The sequence below is a fragment of the Asaia lannensis NBRC 102526 genome (genome assembly GCF_024054035.1).
GTDB classification, from domain to species: Bacteria; Pseudomonadota; Alphaproteobacteria; order Acetobacterales; family Acetobacteraceae; genus Asaia; species Asaia lannensis.
This window is the reverse complement of sequence record NZ_JAMXQU010000003.1, coordinates 340,833-355,644: the sequence shown is the minus strand read 5'-3', so window position 1 is coordinate 355,644 and position 14,812 is coordinate 340,833. Positions and strand designations below refer to the sequence as shown.

Genomic DNA, 14,812 nt, shown 5'->3' with positions numbered 1-14,812 from the left:
GTCAGCGCAGCTTCAGCGTCGCGAGACCGGCAAGGCCGAGGAGGATAGAAACGATCCAGAAGCGGATGACGATTTTGGGCTCCTGCCATCCCTTTTTTTCGAAATGGTGATGCAGCGGGGCCATCAGGAAAACGCGCCGCTTGGTGCGCTTGTACCAGAAGACCTGAATGACCACCGAAAGCGTTTCGACCACGAACAGACCGCCCACAATGCACAGCACCAGTTCATGCTTGACCGCAACAGCAACCGCACCGAGTGCGCCGCCGAGCGAGAGCGATCCCGTATCGCCCATGAACACATCGGCAGGCGTTGCATTGAACCAGAGGAAGCCCAGCCCCGCGCCGATGAGCGCCGCGCAGAAAACGGCCAGCTCTCCTGTTCCAGGCACCAGATGAAGCTGGAGGTAATCCGCAAATACACGGTTGCCGACCAGATAGGCGATCAGGGCAAAGACGAGCGAGGCAATGACCACGGGCACGATGGCAAGCCCATCCAGACCGTCGGTGAAATTCACGGCATTCCCGAAGCCCGTAATGGTGACCATGGCAAAAAGCGGAAAGGCGAAACCGAGCGGCAGGAGGTAGTCCTTGACGAAAGGAAACGCCACCATGTTCCGCAGCTCCGGCGGCATCAGGCTTTGCATCCAGTACCCGGCAATCAGCGAGGCAGCGAATTCGCAGCCCAGACGTGTCCGCTTGGAAACGCCTGCCGTATTGCGTCTGGAGAGCTTGAGATAGTCATCGGCAAAGCCCACAGCGCCGAATGCCGCGGTGACGAACATCACGGCCCAGACGAAGCCGTTGGTCAGATCGGCCCAGAGCAGGGTCGAGACGAAAAGCGCGATCAGAATGAGCATGCCGCCCATTGTGGGTGTACCGGCCTTTTCGAGAATATGCCGCTCGGGGCCGAGCGTGCGTATGGGTTGCCCTTCACGCTGGATGCGCTTGAGCTGCGCGATGAAGGGACGCCCGAACGCCAGCGAGATGACGAAAGCGGTCAGACAGGCACCGCCGGAGCGGAACGTCAGATAATGGAAGAGATTGAAAAATCCGCCATGGGTCGTGTCATGAATGGCGATGAGATTATACAGCATCAGGCCTGCACGCCCCCGGCAAGAAGAGGGGCGACAATATCGCGCATGCGACTGCCAAGACTGCCTTTTACGAGAACCACGTCACCGGCTTTCAGAATGGATTGGACGAAGGGGGCGAGAGATGCCGCGTCTGGCTGCCAGACGCCACGCTTTTCTTCGGCAAGCGCGTCAAAAACATGGCGCATATGCGCACAGCAGCAAAAAACCAGATCGGCATGGGCTGTTACATCGGGCACTAGCGAGAGATGCTCGCTTTCGGCAAATTCGCCCAGCTCGCGGATATCGCCGAGCACGGCGATATGCCTCGTGCCGGGAACCAGGGAAAGCGTTGCCAGCGCGGCCCGGATCGACAGTACCGAGGCATTATAGCTCTCGTCCAGAAGGGCAGCCTGACCGTTCAGTATAGGCTGGATCTGCCCGCGACCTGCACCGGGGCGCCATTGCGCCAGCGCCTCGACGGGTTTGTCGAGCGGCAGACCCATGGCACGCAGAGCGGCCAGAGCGAGTGCCGCATTATGGACGAGATGGCCGCCCGGTGCACTGAGTCTGACGGCGATATCGTCGATCGTGAAGGACGAGCCATCGGGGCCCGTCTCGATCGTGCCGAGCCGGAAGGTAGCGTGATCGGACTGGCCCACGCGCATGAGCTTGCAGCCCGATCTGGCTGCAGCCGCATCGAGAATGCGATCCATGCCGGTGTTGTCAGGCACGATTGCGATGCCCGAGGAAGGCAGAGCCGCAATCAGATCGGATTTTTCTTCGGCAATCGCTTCGACACTGCCCATATAGCCCAGATGAGAACTGCCTATCGTCGTGATGAGCGCCACATCGGGCCTTACCATGGCGGCAAGAGGGGCGATTTCGCCGCGATGGTTCATGCCGATCTCGGCAACGCAGAAAGCCGCGCCACATGGCATTCGCGCCAAGGTGAGAGGCACGCCCCAGTGATTATTATACGATGCCACGGCGGCATGGGTGGGCCCCAGCGCCGAGAGGGCGCATTGCAGCATGTTCTTGGTGGTGGTTTTGCCAACCGAGCCCGTGACCGCAAGCATTTTTCCGGTAAAGCGCGCACGCGCGCCAAGGCCCAGTGCGCGTAGCCCTTCCATCGTATCGCGCACATGCAAAAGGCGGGGGTCATGACGATGGGGGGGATGAGGAGCGGGACCGCTATCGCCGGGGGTGTCGTGAACCATCACACAGGCTGCGCCCTTGTCGAACGCAGTGGCAATATGGGCATGACCGTCGCTTGTCTCCCCGACGAGCGCGATGAACAGATCGCCTTTCTCCAGACTGCGTGTATCGATCGAGATACCGGTGACTGCAACGTCGGCCTCAAGGGTGCCCCCTGTCGCCGCACGCAGTGCCTCACTGGTCCAGAGCGGTGTCTGGTTATCGCGTCCTGTCACGAGGGCACTCCTGCAAGTTCGCGTATGACCTCTCGGTCGTCGAAAGGTGTCGTGACACCGGCAATGGTCTGACCACTCTCATGGCCCTTGCCAGCCACAACCACGACGTCACCCGGCTTGGCCTCGGAAAGGGCGGTGGCAATGGCGGCGCGCCTGTCGCCGATTTCCAGCGCATCGGGGCAGGCCTCGCATATGGCAGCCCGTATGGTTGACGGGTCTTCGCTGCGCGGGTTGTCATCTGTCACGATAGCCAGATCGGCAAGCTGCGCAGCGACCGCTCCCATAAGGGGGCGCTTGCCTCGGTCGCGGTCTCCGCCTGCGCCGAAAACGACGATCAGGCGGTTCTGCGCATGAGGGCGCAGGCTGTGCAGCAGATGTTCGAGCGCATCCGGCGTATGGGCGTAATCGACATAGATGCCTGCGCCGTTATCGAGTGTCACGGCCAGCTCGGCGCGCCCGCGTACGCCCTGAAGATGAGGAAGATGGTTCAGGACATGCCGTGCCGCGTCGTCCTGATCCCAGGCCATGGCAGCGGCCAGCAGGACGTTATCGATCTGAAAACGCCCTGTCAGTCCCAGGGTGAATTCAGGCTGGGTTTCGCCGAACAACGACAGAGAGACGATCTGACCGTGAGGCAGCGGTGTTGCACGCAACAGCCGCAGGGTCTCGCCCCGTTCGCCGACGCTGCGCAGGCGCAGCTGGCGTGACCTGCCGATATCCATGAGCGCCGAGACGGTGTCCCGATCCATGTCGGCGTTATAGGCGGCGATAGCCCCCGGGGGGAGGAGATCGGTGAAAAGACGGAGCTTGGCCGTGCGATAGGCCTCCATCGTGCCGTGATAGTCGAGATGATCGCGCGTCAGATTGCTGAAGCCGCCCGCACAGAATGTCACGCCATCGAGCCGATGCTGATCGAGCCCGTGAGACGAGGCTTCGAGGGCGACATGATCGATTCCTGCGGCCTTGAGGCGCGCAAGGCTTTGCACGAGAGAAACCGCGTCCGGCGTGGTCAGCGGGGGCGGGGCCTCGACCGGAATATCGCTGATCAACCCCAGCGTGCCGATGCTCGCGGAGGGATTGCCCGAGAGCGACCAGAGCTGACGCAGGAAATCTGCTGTGCTGCTTTTTCCATTGGTGCCTGTAATGGCCGCAATATGCGCGGGCTGCGGCCCGGCAAGATGACGGGCCAGAACAGCCAGCGTATGGCGTGGCGCCGATGAGCGAATGCATGGGACTGCACCGCTCTCGATCGCGCCTGCATTTTCCGCGACGAGCAGGGCTGAAGCGCCCTGACTCAAGGCCTGAGGAATGAATTTTGTGCCGTCCAGAGCGACACCCGGCAGAGCTGCGAAGAGCGTGCCGGGCACGACCTGACGACTATCGGCGGTAATTCCATCGATCTGCGGATCAGCGGAGAGAGGCGGAACCGGGAGGCCGGCCCGCTTCAGAAGGTCGGAAAGGCGCATGGTTCAGCCTCGTTCGGGTGAATGGTGCGCGGCACGCGCAGAGGCCTTGGCCGCAAGCTTCGCAGCCTTTTCGGCAGCCTTGGCCGCTTTTTTCTCGGCTTCTTCCTTCTGCGCGGCAATGCGCGGGTCGCCCGGATCGTTGCCCGGGCCGAGCGCGCGTTTGCCGGGGGGAATGCCGGGCTCGAGCGGTATGGCCATCGCGGCATCGATGCGCGCCGCATTCTTGGTGTCGGGAAACAGGCCGAGCATGGGGCCGATACGGGCGATCAGCTTGCCCGTTGTGGGCGCCGCATTCCAGCCGGACGTCACGAAGCCATGGGTCTTGGGCGTGGGATGAGGGGAGTCGAGCATGACGTAAACCGCATAACGCGGCGCATTCATCGGGAAGATCGACGTAAAGGCCGAAATATTGACGTGTTTGAGATAGCGCCCGTTCGGGCCGACCTTTTCGGCCGTGCCGGTCTTGCCGCCCACGAAATAGCCGGGCACTTCGGCGCTGCGTGCCGTGCCCTGCGTCACGTCCAGTCGCAGCATCTTGCGTATCAGGGCCGAGTTTTCCTCGGAAACGACGCGCTGCCCCTCAGGCGCGGGTGGAGGAGCAGGCGCGTCGCCTGCGGCATCCGTGTCGGGCTTGAAAGCTGCCGGAACGACCGGAGCACCTGCCGGTGACGACGACGGGGCCTGTGTGCCTGGCAGCGTCTCGCTACCGGGTTTCGCGGCATCGTCCTGCTCGCGTGCGAGCAGGGTTGGCTTGATCAGGATACCGCCATTTACCGTCGCGGCCGTTCCGCGCACGATCGAGAGCGGCGGTTCTGCCACACCATGACCGAAGCCCACGGTCATGACGGTGGAAATGCCCCAGTTCTTTATCGAAGGCACGATAGGGCGACCGGCTTCGGGTAGTTCGATCGGCACACGGTTGAAGAACCCCATCGTGCGCAACCAGTCCTGCTGCCTCTTGGCGCCGACATCGAGCGCGATATGCGCCGCCGCAGGGTTGGAGGATTTGGCCAGCACGTCGGGCAGGGCAAGCCACGGCGAGAAATGATCGGTCTTGATATCGGAAATGGTGAAGCGACCGATATGGATGGGAATGGTCGAGAACCGGTCCCAGATATGGGCGACGCCATATTCGATAGCCATGGCTGCCGTCTGAAGCTTGAATGTCGAGCCTGGCTCATACATGCCGGTCACGGCGCGATTGAAACGCGCATCGGCAGGCGCGCGACCGAAATCATTGGCATCGTAATCGGGCAGGCTGACCATGGAAATGATCTCGCCCGTATTGACGTCCATCACGATGGCCGCAGCACCGATGGCCTGGAATTCATCCATCGCCGCCTGCGTGACTTCGCGTGCCACCGCCTGGATACGCACGTCGAGCGACAGACGCAGCGGCGTGCGATCCTTGTTCAGGCGCTCGTTGAAATAGCGTTCGATACCGGCCACACCGTGATCGTCGATATCCACGCCACCGAGTATTTGTGCAGCAGTACGGCCCAGCGGATAGTGGCGGCGTTCGCTGGCTTCGAAATAGATACCCGGGATACCGAGGTTATTGATCGCGATTTCCTGCACGGGCGAAATATCGCGCGCAATATAGACGAACTGCTTTTTCAGGGAGAGACGCCGCGTCGTTTCGGCTTCATCGAGCTGCGGCAGGACGCTCTTGAGCTTTTTCGCCGCATCAGCCGCGTCGATCAGCTCCATGGGATTGGCATAGACCTGTGCGACAGGGAGCGACAGGGCCAGCGTCTGCCCGTTACGGTCGACAATGCTCGCGCGGTGCACATCGGGTAGCGAGAAGTCGCCGGCGATCTGCCCCTTGGGGTCGCTCTTGGGGATCTCCGGGACCTGCGAGGCTATCTGACGCTTTTCGGGCGCCATCGGCATGAAGACGGTCGCAAGACTCAGTTTGCCGGCAACCAGTCCGAACAGAACGAGAAAGCCGAGCCCGACACCGATCAGACGCGTGTGCATCTGATCGAGCGAAGCCCGGATCCTTTTTGTGCTTTTACCGTCGGCGCGTGACGGAGCGCCTTTTGGTTGACCCGACCTGTTAGAGGGAGGGGGTGTCCTGCCAGCCATGCTCAGGCGCTTTCATATCCGCTCAATAATTCCGCTCAGTTGGCGATCGGCGTCGGCGGCGGGAGGGCATCGCCATATCCGGCAAGAGCCGAAGAAGAGCCGGAATCGCTCTGTACATGATGCGGCTTGGGGGACTGCATGGCAATCGCCGTGTTCTGTCGCGCTGCGTGGGCCGAGGCTGCGGCATGGGTGCTGCGCCACGACGTGGCCGCTGTCGCCTGGGGGCGATTGCCACGGAAACTGGCCAGACGCACGGCAAGATCGGGTTCCTGCGCGCCGGCCGCAGGGGCCGGACGCGTGGTGGCGTGAACCACTGAGTCATAGCGGTGATTGCGGTGAGCGGACTGGCCGAGCTCGTCCGACACCACATGCGTGCGCGCATTCTGCTGGGCCAGCTCGATGGTCGGTCCGGAAACGGAACGCGAGACGGAAGCTGCAGGTCGGGCAGCATGCGTCGTCGGGTTCTGCAATGTCCGAACCGGGTGGGGCGTCACACTGGCCGAGGCCAGAACCGCACGCGGTGCCGCCATGGCGGTCTCGGCAGGTGTCGTAACCGCCGGGGAAGAGCGACGACGCTGCGGCTCGGCACTAGCCACAAGAGCAGCCGTATCACGCGTGCCGGGTGCAGGTTGTGCAACGACTCTGGGCTCGACCGGCTTCACCGCAGGCGGGGTGGTGATGACAGGCTTGTTTGCCTGTACCGGTGGCGCCTTCGATACAGCAATGCTCAGGCTTTCGCGCGGATCACGGAATGCCGGTCTGGTCGAGGGGGCGGGCAGTGCCTCGATCATGCTGGCCAGACGCACATATTGCGAGGGCGCCATGGGGTGAAGCTGGCCGAGGAACCGCGTAGAGAGCGCGCTCAGCCTGTCTGGTTGGTTGAGCAATGCCCACTGCGTTCGCAGCATGGCAGTCTGCTGACGCACGCGCTCGGTTTTTTGCACGATGGTGGTGATGTTCTGATCCAGCACCGTGGTTTCATGCTTCTTTGTGTAAAGAAACAGTCCCGAACCACCAGCAAGAAGGGCGCAGAGTATCGTAAATGGCCGGATCATGAATGAGACCCCCTAACAGAGGCTGATGGTGCGGTACGGAGCAGGCTGCGCAGCTTGGCACTGCGCGAACGGGGATTGCGGCTGATCTCTTCATCGGAGGCGAGAACAGGGCGGGTATGGGGCAGGACATAGTCCGGCGTGACGAAACGCTCTGCCATGGGTTCATGGCGCGAGGGACGGCTGACACGCCCTGCCGCCTGGGCAAAGGCACGCTTCACCAGACGATCTTCAAGCGAATGGAACGTCACTACGACGAGCTTCCCACCTTCCGCGAGGAGGGACGGCGCTTCGTCGAGCGCGCGCTGAAGCTCGCCCAGCTCGTCATTGACGGCAATGCGAAGCGCCTGGAAGGTGCGTGTGGCAGGATGAATGCCGGACTTGTCGGGACGGACCACGCTGCGCACGATATCGGCAAGACGTGCCGTCGTGCGGATGGGCTCCTCGTGACGGGCGCGCACGATCGCTCCAGCGATGCGGCGCGACATACGGTCCTCACCGTAGTGATAGATGATATCGGCCAGCTCGGCCTCATCGGCCTCGTTGACCAGATCCGCAGCCGAACGACCCGATTGCGACATGCGCATATCGAGCGGCCCGTCGTGACGGAAGGAAAAGCCGCGTTCGGCCTCATCGATCTGGTATGAGGAAACGCCGATATCGAGCACGATACCGTCGAAAGGCGCTTCGTCTTCCAGGAGGTCGGCCATGGCGCCGAATGTTCCGGCGACAGGGACGAGCCTGCGTCCCGGCGCATGTTCGACCAGACTGGCGGCAAGTTCGGATGCGCGGGCGATGGCCGTCGGATCGCGGTCGATGCCCCAGACGGTACAGGCCGCGCGCGAGAATATGCCGCGCGTATAGCCGCCGCCGCCGAAAGTGCCATCGACATAACGACCGCCGTCGCGCGGGGCGAGCGCATCGAGCACTTCAGGCAGCATCACGGGCACATGGCCTGGGTCGTGACGTGTGAGCAGGGTGAATGAAGGAACGGCGTTCATGATGCGGCCTCGCTGGTCGCCGGACGGCTGGTCATGCGCCGCGCGCGGGCGCGAGCGTCTTCGCGGCGTTTCGCACCGGCCTCGGGCTCCCAGATCTGGAAAACACGACCCAGACCCATGAACGAGATCTCATCGACAAGATTGGCATGACGCTTGAGCACGTCGGGAAGGATGATACGGCCTTCCTTGTCTGCGTCGATCGGATAGGCATCAGCGTAAAGGCTGGCAGCGAGGTCGTCGTGATCGTCCGAGAAAATATCCAGGGAGTCGACCGGTCCGGCCAAGGTGGCAAAGGCGGCGCTGGGCCAGGCTTCGATGCAGGGATGGAGATGGGAAGGGCGCAAAATCACGAGGCTTTCATCCGGTTGTGCCTGCGCACGCAGGGCAGCGCGGAAGGAAGCGGGGATGGACACGCGGCCCTTGGCGTCGAAACGGTTCTGATGCGTGCCAAGAAACACACTCACGCCGTTCGATGCCTCCTCGTTTCTCTGGAGTAATTGCCGCTGATGTTTCGCTCCCGACACGGGACAGGCCATTTGAGGTCATGTCTCAGATGCCGCTCGGGATAGATTTGGGATATCATGGGATTTCATGGGACGTCAAACAATTCGCGCCCGAAAATGGCGGAAAATCCAAGTTTTTTTGAGGAACGAGGATCGAATGTTCTTATTATGTTCTTGCGTACAGTAAACGCGTTGACATTCGATTTGCCAGTTTGCGGTTTTTGTTATGTTCTTATTAAGGCATTGGCCGACAGAATTGGGGCATCATTACGGCGTGCAAGTTGGCTACAGTACTTTTTGCAAGCATGACTTCAAAGAAATCACTGCGTGTTGGAGTACCGCAGCCGTCAGGATTTCGTCGACGGATCGCGCTTCCATGGCAGGCCTCCGGTCGCAGGTTTCCGTAAGGCGATGAGCCGGATGACCTGTTGTGAAGATTGTGAGGAGGCGCTCTTGCAAGGGGGGTAATGTCAGACGGTCTGTAAGCCGGGTTCTGTCCGCCCTGAGGCGGGGCGATCATTCCTCTGGGACCGGTCTTGCAACCGGCCTCACGCAACCAACCCGAATGACAAGGCGGGAGAGCCTCTGATCCCATCCCGAAGGACGGATCCGCCATTCCTATTCGGTCTTGCTCCCGATGGGGTTTGCCCTGCCTCCCGCGTTACCGAAGGAGCGGTGCGCTCTTACCGCACCGTTTCACCCTTGCCTGCAGCCCAAGGGCCTGGCAGGCGGTTTGTTTTCTGTGGCACTTTCCCTAGGGTCACCCCCGCCGGCCGTTAGCCGGCATCGTTCTCCCGTGGAGCCCGGACTTTCCTCCATCACGACGGTTCTCACCGGCGCAGCAGCGATCGCCCGACCGTCTGACGGGCGCAACCTGACCCAAGCGCGGCACCGGGTCAAGCGGCTTGCCCTGTTTTCGCTCTCCCGTGATAGGCTGGGTTCATGACCGATCTGCCCGTCTCCCGCCCCGGACTGCTCTACCGACTCTTTCTGAAATGGCTCAGACATGCGTCGAACGGGCGCGATGGGTTGCCTTTGCCCGAGCATCTCACACCCGACTCACTGGCGGCGCTGCGTCGCATGACCGGCATGCCGAGTTTCCCCCAGCGGCTTTCCTCCCTCCAGATCAGGAAATGGCGCAGCCTTCGCGTGCCCTGCGGTGACACCACGCGCATGACGCGCCTTTATCGCCCCAGAGGCAAGGTGAACGGGATTATTCTGTTCCTCCATGGCGGGGGCTTCGTGCATTGCGATCTCGTCTCGCATCACGGCATATGCTGCAGGCTTGCCCGCACTTCCGGCGCGATGGTGCTCTCTCTGGATTACCGTCTGGCCCCCGAGCATCCTTTTCCGGCTGCTGTGGACGATGGCTGGGGCGCACTGGTCTGGCTGAACGAGCAGGCGAGCAGGCTGGGACTCCCTGTCGCTCTCTGCGGTGACAGTGCAGGCGGAAATCTGGCGGCCGTACTGGCGCGTCGTGCGGGTGAGCAGGGCATGACGCATGTTGCAGCCCAGCTTCTGTATTACCCGACCGTTTCCGGATTATGGTCGCCTGCCTCGCGTGCGACCTATGCCGAGGGCTATATGCTGACAGCGCGTTTGCTCGACTGGTATGGGCGACAATATATCCGTGACGATCGCGACATGCTCGACCCCGATTTCGCGCCGGTATTCGCCCCGGAACTCGCCGATGTTCCTCCGGCCATGATCGTGACCGCAGGGTTCGATCCGTTGCGCGGGGAGGGGGAGCTTTACGCAACGCTGCTGCGCGCCGCTGGTGTGAAGACGAGGCTCGTCTGCTATCGCACGGCCATCCACGGGTTTCTCAACTTCTATGCACTGGTTGTGGAAGGGCGAAGCGCTCTGCGCGTTGGCGGGCAGTTTCTGCGGGACAGGTTTGCCCAGTGGCACAGGGACCGCAAACCCGAGGGCTAGAGGTGTAATACGGCTTTGCTTAGTAATCGCTATGCCATCGATGCCGTTTGAGAAGTGGCGGGGCAGAGCCTGCACATGAAAAAGCCGGGCATATAGCCCGGCCTTCAGCTTGTCGCAGAAGCTGTTCGTTACTGCTGCATCATGGCGTGGAAGCGACCTGGCGTGCCCTGATCGGTGGCAAGCATGCGATCGGCACGATTTACCTTGATGGTGAAAAGCCTGTCGAATGTGCCCGGCTTGCCGGGGCAGCCGTCATTGCTGCGTTCCATGAAGTCGATGCGTGTGGCCTCTGGCGGATCGTTTCCGTTGAGAATGGGCACAAGGCATTTGGCGGGCACATCGGTCATGCCATTATGTGTGACCATCACACGCAGATGTTCGACAAGCTTGGTGTTGTCGAACCAGGCGAGCCGGTCGAACTGGATCTTGTCCGCAGCCTGATCGAGCCATCCCATTTTCATGACGAGAATGGCCAGAAGCGAGGCAGGAACCAGCACGACCAGGCGGCGCAGCAAATGCTGCTTGAGCGTGCGTGGCTTGCGACGACCCGATCCGAGCCTTGGCGACCCGGACGGGGGTGTTGTTTTGGGATCGGAGGCCAATGGAGTGCCTTATTCCATATCTTCATGCCAGACCTGCCCGTCGCGGGCGAGCATCTGACGTGCTTCCTCGGGGCCCCAGCTACCGGCAGCGTAATGCGCCATGGGGACCTCGTTTTTCGCCCAGGCATCCATCACCGGTGCGACCCATTTCCATGCTGCCTCGACCTCGTCGCGACGGATGAACAGTACCGGATAGCCACGTACGGCATCGAGCAGCAGGCGCTCATAGGCATCGGGGTAGCGCACAGCGAACTCACGTTCGAAATGCACATCCATCGCCGTTTCCCACAGGCCGAAATCGTCGTCCATCGGGTTCTTGACGTTGAAGCGCCATGACACGCCTTCGTCCGGCTGGATGCGGATGACCAGCACGTTCCTTTCCGGCTGGGCCGGGAACAGATTGGTCGCAGAGGGCTTGAAGGTCACAACGATCTCACTGACCTTGGCCTTCAGGCGCTTGGCCGAGCGGATATAGAACGGCACGTTCTTCCAGCGTGGCGTATCGATTTCCGCACGCAGGGCGACATAGGTCTCGGTGTTGCTCTCATGACCGAGCTCTTCGAGATATCCTTCGACCGTCGCGCCCTTGATGTGGCCCTTCGTGTACTGCGCGCGCACCGTGCTCGTGGGGAGCGTGCTGGAATCGAGCGGCACGAGGGATTTCAGAACCGATACCTTGGCATCGCGCACGTCATCGGCCTGGAGCGAGCTGGGCTTCTCCATGGCCACGAGGCAAAGCACCTGCAGCAGATGGTTCTGCACCATGTCACGCAGCGCACCGGAATTGTCGTAATAGGCTGCACGCCCTTCGACGCCCACCACTTCACCCGCCGTGATCTGCACGGATTCGATGTGCTCGGCCGACCAGACTGATTCGAAAAGCGGGTTTGCAAAGCGCAGGGCAATGACGTTCTGGACCGTTTCCTTGCCCAGATAGTGATCGATGCGGAAAACGTAGTTTTCCTTGAAATACTTGCCCACAGCCTCGTTGATCTCGTCGGCTGTCTTCAGGTCGATCCCGATCGGCTTTTCAAGCACCACGCGGCTGTCTTCCGTGATCAGCCCTTCCTGATGCAGGTTCTTCGAGATGGCACCGTAAAGATCGGGAGCCGTGGCGTAGTAGAACACGCGCACATGGTCTTCGGCCTTGTGGTTCAGAACCTCGCGTAGGCCTTCCCAGTTGCTGTCGGGCTTGGAGCCGTCGAGGCTGACGTAATGAACCATTTCGAGAAAACGATCGACTGTATCCTCGTCGAAATCGTCGCTCTTGACGAAACGCTTGAGCGCATCGCGTGCGCGCGTCTGGTATTCGCTGCGCTTGAGCGGCGAGCGTGCCGTACCGATGATACGGGCCGTGTCGGGCACCTGTCCCATGGTCAGACGATAATAGAGCGCAGGCAGCAATTTGCGCATCGTCAAATCGCCGGTGGCGCCGAAAATGACGTAGTCGAATGGGGCGACCTTATGGCACTGGGTCATCTTCCTGGCTCTCCGGTTCTGAATGCGGGCAGTGCGGTCTTATGACATGCACGCCCGGATGGGGTAAAGAGTGCAAGGCAATGCACGAAACCGGTTCCGGGTTCCCGTGCAATAGGCGTTGACCCGCCCGGTCCCGGCGCGATAAGCCGCCGTTTCTCCCCTCATGCCGATGGGCTTCGCCTGGGTGCATCTGTGGCTGTTGCGGTCCGCAAGGGCTGTGCGTAACCCCCGTTTTTCGAGGTCTCCATGTCCGACATGCCTTTTGATATCGACGAAGCCGCCGCCAGCCGTGCGCGTCAGGCTGCCGATCCTGACTCGAATGTGGGCGGGATTGCCGTCGACCGTCTGCGTAGCGTGATCGAGCGCGTCGAGCGTCTCGAAGAGGAGCGCAAGGCGCTTGCAGGCGATATCAAGGATATCTTCAGCGAAGCCAAATCTGCCGGTTTCGATGTGGCAACAATCAAGAACATCATCAAGCTGCGCAAGAAAGAGCCGAACGAGATCGAAGAGCAGGAAACGCTTCTCGATATCTATCGTCGTGCCCTGGGCATGTAATTGCTGCCCCGAGAGCCTGCGGGGCGGTGTACTATCCGTTCCGACAGGCTTGCGGTTTCCATGAAGATTTGAAGACAGCGCGTATACCGCGCTGACAATGTACATCGCCCCCGATATGAAAACCGCATTTCCGGATTTTCATTTCTGGCAGGGTGGCAATGTCGACGGCAGACTGGTGCTTAGGACAATCTGTCTGGACGTCTCTGCATGAGCGTATTCGACGTCAGAGCCGTCGGAACGATACCGACGATCTGCTTCAGACAGCGCTATTGCATCTTTTCGAACGTGGGCTGGAGGGGATCGACCATCCGGAAGCCTATGTTCTGCGCGCTACACGCAATCTTGCCATCGATCGCGCCCGTCGCGAAAAACGTATCGGCTTCACGTCGCTTGATGACGAAGCAGGGACCGAGCCGGTTTGCGCATCGCCGGGCCCCGAGCGCATACTTCTAGGGCGCGAGCAGCTGAGCCGTGTGCGCAAGGCTTTTGCCATGCTCGACGAGCGCACGGCACGTATTTTCCTGATGCACAGACTTGAGGGGCTGACCTATAGCGCGATCGCCGGGAAAATGGCGCTGAGTGTGAGCACGGTCGAGAAATCCATAGCGCGTGCTCTGGCCCATCTGGCGCTTGCGCTGATGACGGAACGTACGCCTTGAGCCCGGATCACATCGAGCAGGCGGCGAGCTGGCAGGCGAGACTGTTATCTGACCGGTGCTCGGCACAGGACCGGCAGGGCTTCTCCGATTGGCTGCGTCAGGATGAGGCGCATCATCATGCCTATGATCTCGTTTCCCGGATCTGGAAATCTGGCAGTTTCGATCATGCGCCACGATCTCCTGCCGTGACGCGCCGCAGGGTACTTGGCGCAATGGCGGCCCTGGGTGCGACGCTTGTGACCACGTCACGCAGTGCCGATGCCGTAACGATCAGGACAGGGCGTGGCGCGACACGCCATGTCGCTTTCGGTGCGATTCAGATCGATATGGATGCCTGTAGTACCCTCATGCATGCGCCCGGGAGTGGCGCGTCCGGCATTGGTCCGGCCGCGCAGGGGGCCATCGCGTTCGGGGAGGGGCGTTATGCGTTGTCGATCACGCGCGCTGCTACACGTCAGACCTTCCATTGCGGCTCATGGCGCGCTGAAGGCGGGGTAGGGCGCTACGCAATCGATATCGCGCCGCAGGCCATGAAGATTGCGGTTCTTGCGGGTGGACTGAGATTGACGCATCCGCACTACCCCGTACTATCGCTCATTGAAAATCAGGTACTCGTCGTCGATGGCAGGACGGGTCATATCGAGCGCCAGTCGGTGCGCATGGACGATATTCTTGCATGGCGTGAAGGGCGCGTTGTTTTTCGCGACACGCCGCTCGATCGGGCTCTGAGTGAAATGGCACGCTATACGGATCGACCCGTGACACTGCTTTCGCCTGCACTGGGCGGGCTGCATATCAGCGGTGTGTTTCATACCCGCGATCCAAGGCGGTTCTTCAATGCACTATCCCAGCTCATGCCGGTGAAGGTGCTCTACGAGCCGCGTCGCATCGCAATTGTTAAGCTTTGATGAAACGGTGGCGAAACGGATGAGGGACTGAGCGGGACGGTCGTCCCACAGGGGAGAGATCA

The 14,812-nt window shown here is 61.2% G+C and carries 13 protein-coding genes and 1 other RNA gene; 4 read left to right on the top strand and 10 right to left on the bottom strand.

The genetic code is table 11. The features are described 5' to 3' along the window. Window position 1: 1 nt before the first annotated feature. From mraY to rnpB, 8 genes are all read right to left on the bottom strand, one after another. Entirely contained in the window at window positions 2-1,093 is a 1,092-nt protein-coding gene (gene mraY, locus NF685_RS06465) for a phospho-N-acetylmuramoyl-pentapeptide-transferase (protein WP_222547083.1), read from the bottom strand. Then, window positions 1,093-2,502, bottom strand: coding sequence for a UDP-N-acetylmuramoyl-tripeptide--D-alanyl-D-alanine ligase (locus NF685_RS06460; RefSeq protein ID WP_252849022.1), 1,410 nt, complete (start codon window positions 2,500-2,502; stop codon window positions 1,093-1,095). The genes mraY and NF685_RS06460 overlap by 1 nt, the downstream gene beginning before the upstream one ends. Continuing rightward, window positions 2,499-3,968 carry a UDP-N-acetylmuramoyl-L-alanyl-D-glutamate--2,6-diaminopimelate ligase gene (locus tag NF685_RS06455; RefSeq protein ID WP_252849021.1) on the bottom strand — a complete coding sequence of 490 codons (1,470 nt, stop codon included), beginning with the start codon at window positions 3,966-3,968 and terminating at the stop codon, window positions 2,499-2,501. Before NF685_RS06455 ends, NF685_RS06460 begins: the two co-directional genes overlap by 4 nt. 3 nt (window positions 3,969-3,971) lie before the next feature. Beyond that, window positions 3,972-5,948: a peptidoglycan D,D-transpeptidase FtsI family protein gene (locus NF685_RS06450; protein WP_373317819.1), complete on the bottom strand. Its 1,977-nt coding sequence runs from the start codon at window positions 5,946-5,948 to the stop codon at window positions 3,972-3,974. Between the two features lie 143 nt (window positions 5,949-6,091). Beyond that, a complete protein-coding gene (gene ftsL, locus NF685_RS06445) occupies window positions 6,092-7,111 on the bottom strand; it encodes a cell division protein FtsL (RefSeq protein ID WP_252849019.1) in 1,020 nt (339 codons plus the stop codon). Further along, window positions 7,108-8,109 carry a 16S rRNA (cytosine(1402)-N(4))-methyltransferase RsmH gene (gene rsmH / locus NF685_RS06440; RefSeq protein ID WP_252849018.1) on the bottom strand — a complete coding sequence of 334 codons (1,002 nt, stop codon included), beginning with the start codon at window positions 8,107-8,109 and terminating at the stop codon, window positions 7,108-7,110. Before rsmH ends, ftsL begins: the two co-directional genes overlap by 4 nt. Next, a complete protein-coding gene (gene mraZ / locus NF685_RS06435) occupies window positions 8,106-8,573 on the bottom strand; it encodes a division/cell wall cluster transcriptional repressor MraZ (RefSeq protein ID WP_222547088.1) in 468 nt (155 codons plus the stop codon). The genes rsmH and mraZ overlap by 4 nt, the downstream gene beginning before the upstream one ends. A gap of 505 nt (window positions 8,574-9,078) precedes the next feature. Continuing rightward, an RNA gene (gene rnpB, locus NF685_RS06430) (RNase P RNA component class A) lies at window positions 9,079-9,476 on the bottom strand. Window positions 9,477-9,554: 78 nt separating this feature from the next. Between rnpB and NF685_RS06425 the strand changes: the two genes are divergently transcribed. Then, complete coding sequence (locus NF685_RS06425) at window positions 9,555-10,547, top strand: alpha/beta hydrolase (RefSeq protein ID WP_252849017.1); 993 nt, start codon at window positions 9,555-9,557, stop codon at window positions 10,545-10,547. A gap of 128 nt (window positions 10,548-10,675) precedes the next feature. Here the strand turns inward: NF685_RS06425 and NF685_RS06420 are convergent, their stop codons facing one another. Beyond that, a complete protein-coding gene (locus tag NF685_RS06420) occupies window positions 10,676-11,149 on the bottom strand; it encodes a hypothetical protein (RefSeq protein WP_222547090.1) in 474 nt (157 codons plus the stop codon). Between the two features lie 9 nt (window positions 11,150-11,158). Next, on the bottom strand, window positions 11,159-12,628 hold the full coding sequence (gene zwf, locus NF685_RS06415; RefSeq protein ID WP_252849016.1) for a glucose-6-phosphate dehydrogenase: 1,470 nt from the start codon (window positions 12,626-12,628) through the stop codon (window positions 11,159-11,161). Between the two features lie 255 nt (window positions 12,629-12,883). Here zwf and NF685_RS06410 point away from each other — a divergent pair, with 255 nt between their 5' ends. From NF685_RS06410 to NF685_RS06400, 3 genes are all read left to right on the top strand, one after another. Continuing rightward, window positions 12,884-13,183: a DUF2312 domain-containing protein gene (locus NF685_RS06410; RefSeq protein ID WP_051395789.1), complete on the top strand. Its 300-nt coding sequence runs from the start codon at window positions 12,884-12,886 to the stop codon at window positions 13,181-13,183. 158 nt (window positions 13,184-13,341) lie between these two features. Continuing rightward, window positions 13,342-13,842, top strand: a complete 501-nt coding sequence (locus NF685_RS06405; protein WP_252849015.1) for an RNA polymerase sigma factor — start codon at window positions 13,342-13,344, stop codon at window positions 13,840-13,842. Then, the gene (locus NF685_RS06400) at window positions 13,839-14,750 is read left to right on the top strand and encodes a DUF4880 domain-containing protein (RefSeq protein WP_252849014.1); all 912 of its coding nucleotides are present in this window, start codon (window positions 13,839-13,841) and stop codon (window positions 14,748-14,750) included. The genes NF685_RS06405 and NF685_RS06400 overlap by 4 nt, the downstream gene beginning before the upstream one ends. Window positions 14,751-14,812 lie beyond the last annotated feature (62 nt).

Excerpts from the sequence above, each read along its gene's own strand:
- NF685_RS06450 (WP_373317819.1), bottom strand. The coding sequence starts at position 5,948 with ATGCACACGCGTCTGATCGGTGTCGGGCTCGGCTTTCTCGTTCTGTTC.
- rsmH (WP_252849018.1), bottom strand. The coding sequence starts at position 8,109 with ATGAACGCCGTTCCTTCATTCACCCTGCTCACACGTCACGACCCAGGC.
- mraY (WP_222547083.1), bottom strand. The coding sequence starts at position 1,093 with ATGCTGTATAATCTCATCGCCATTCATGACACGACCCATGGCGGATTT.
- ftsL (WP_252849019.1), bottom strand. The coding sequence starts at position 7,111 with ATGATCCGGCCATTTACGATACTCTGCGCCCTTCTTGCTGGTGGTTCG.
- NF685_RS06410 (WP_051395789.1), top strand. The coding sequence starts at position 12,884 with ATGCCTTTTGATATCGACGAAGCCGCCGCCAGCCGTGCGCGTCAGGCT.
- NF685_RS06405 (WP_252849015.1), top strand. The coding sequence starts at position 13,342 with ATGTCGACGGCAGACTGGTGCTTAGGACAATCTGTCTGGACGTCTCTG.
- NF685_RS06425 (WP_252849017.1), top strand. The coding sequence starts at position 9,555 with ATGACCGATCTGCCCGTCTCCCGCCCCGGACTGCTCTACCGACTCTTT.
- zwf (WP_252849016.1), bottom strand. The coding sequence starts at position 12,628 with ATGACCCAGTGCCATAAGGTCGCCCCATTCGACTACGTCATTTTCGGC.
- NF685_RS06455 (WP_252849021.1), bottom strand. The coding sequence starts at position 3,968 with ATGCGCCTTTCCGACCTTCTGAAGCGGGCCGGCCTCCCGGTTCCGCCT.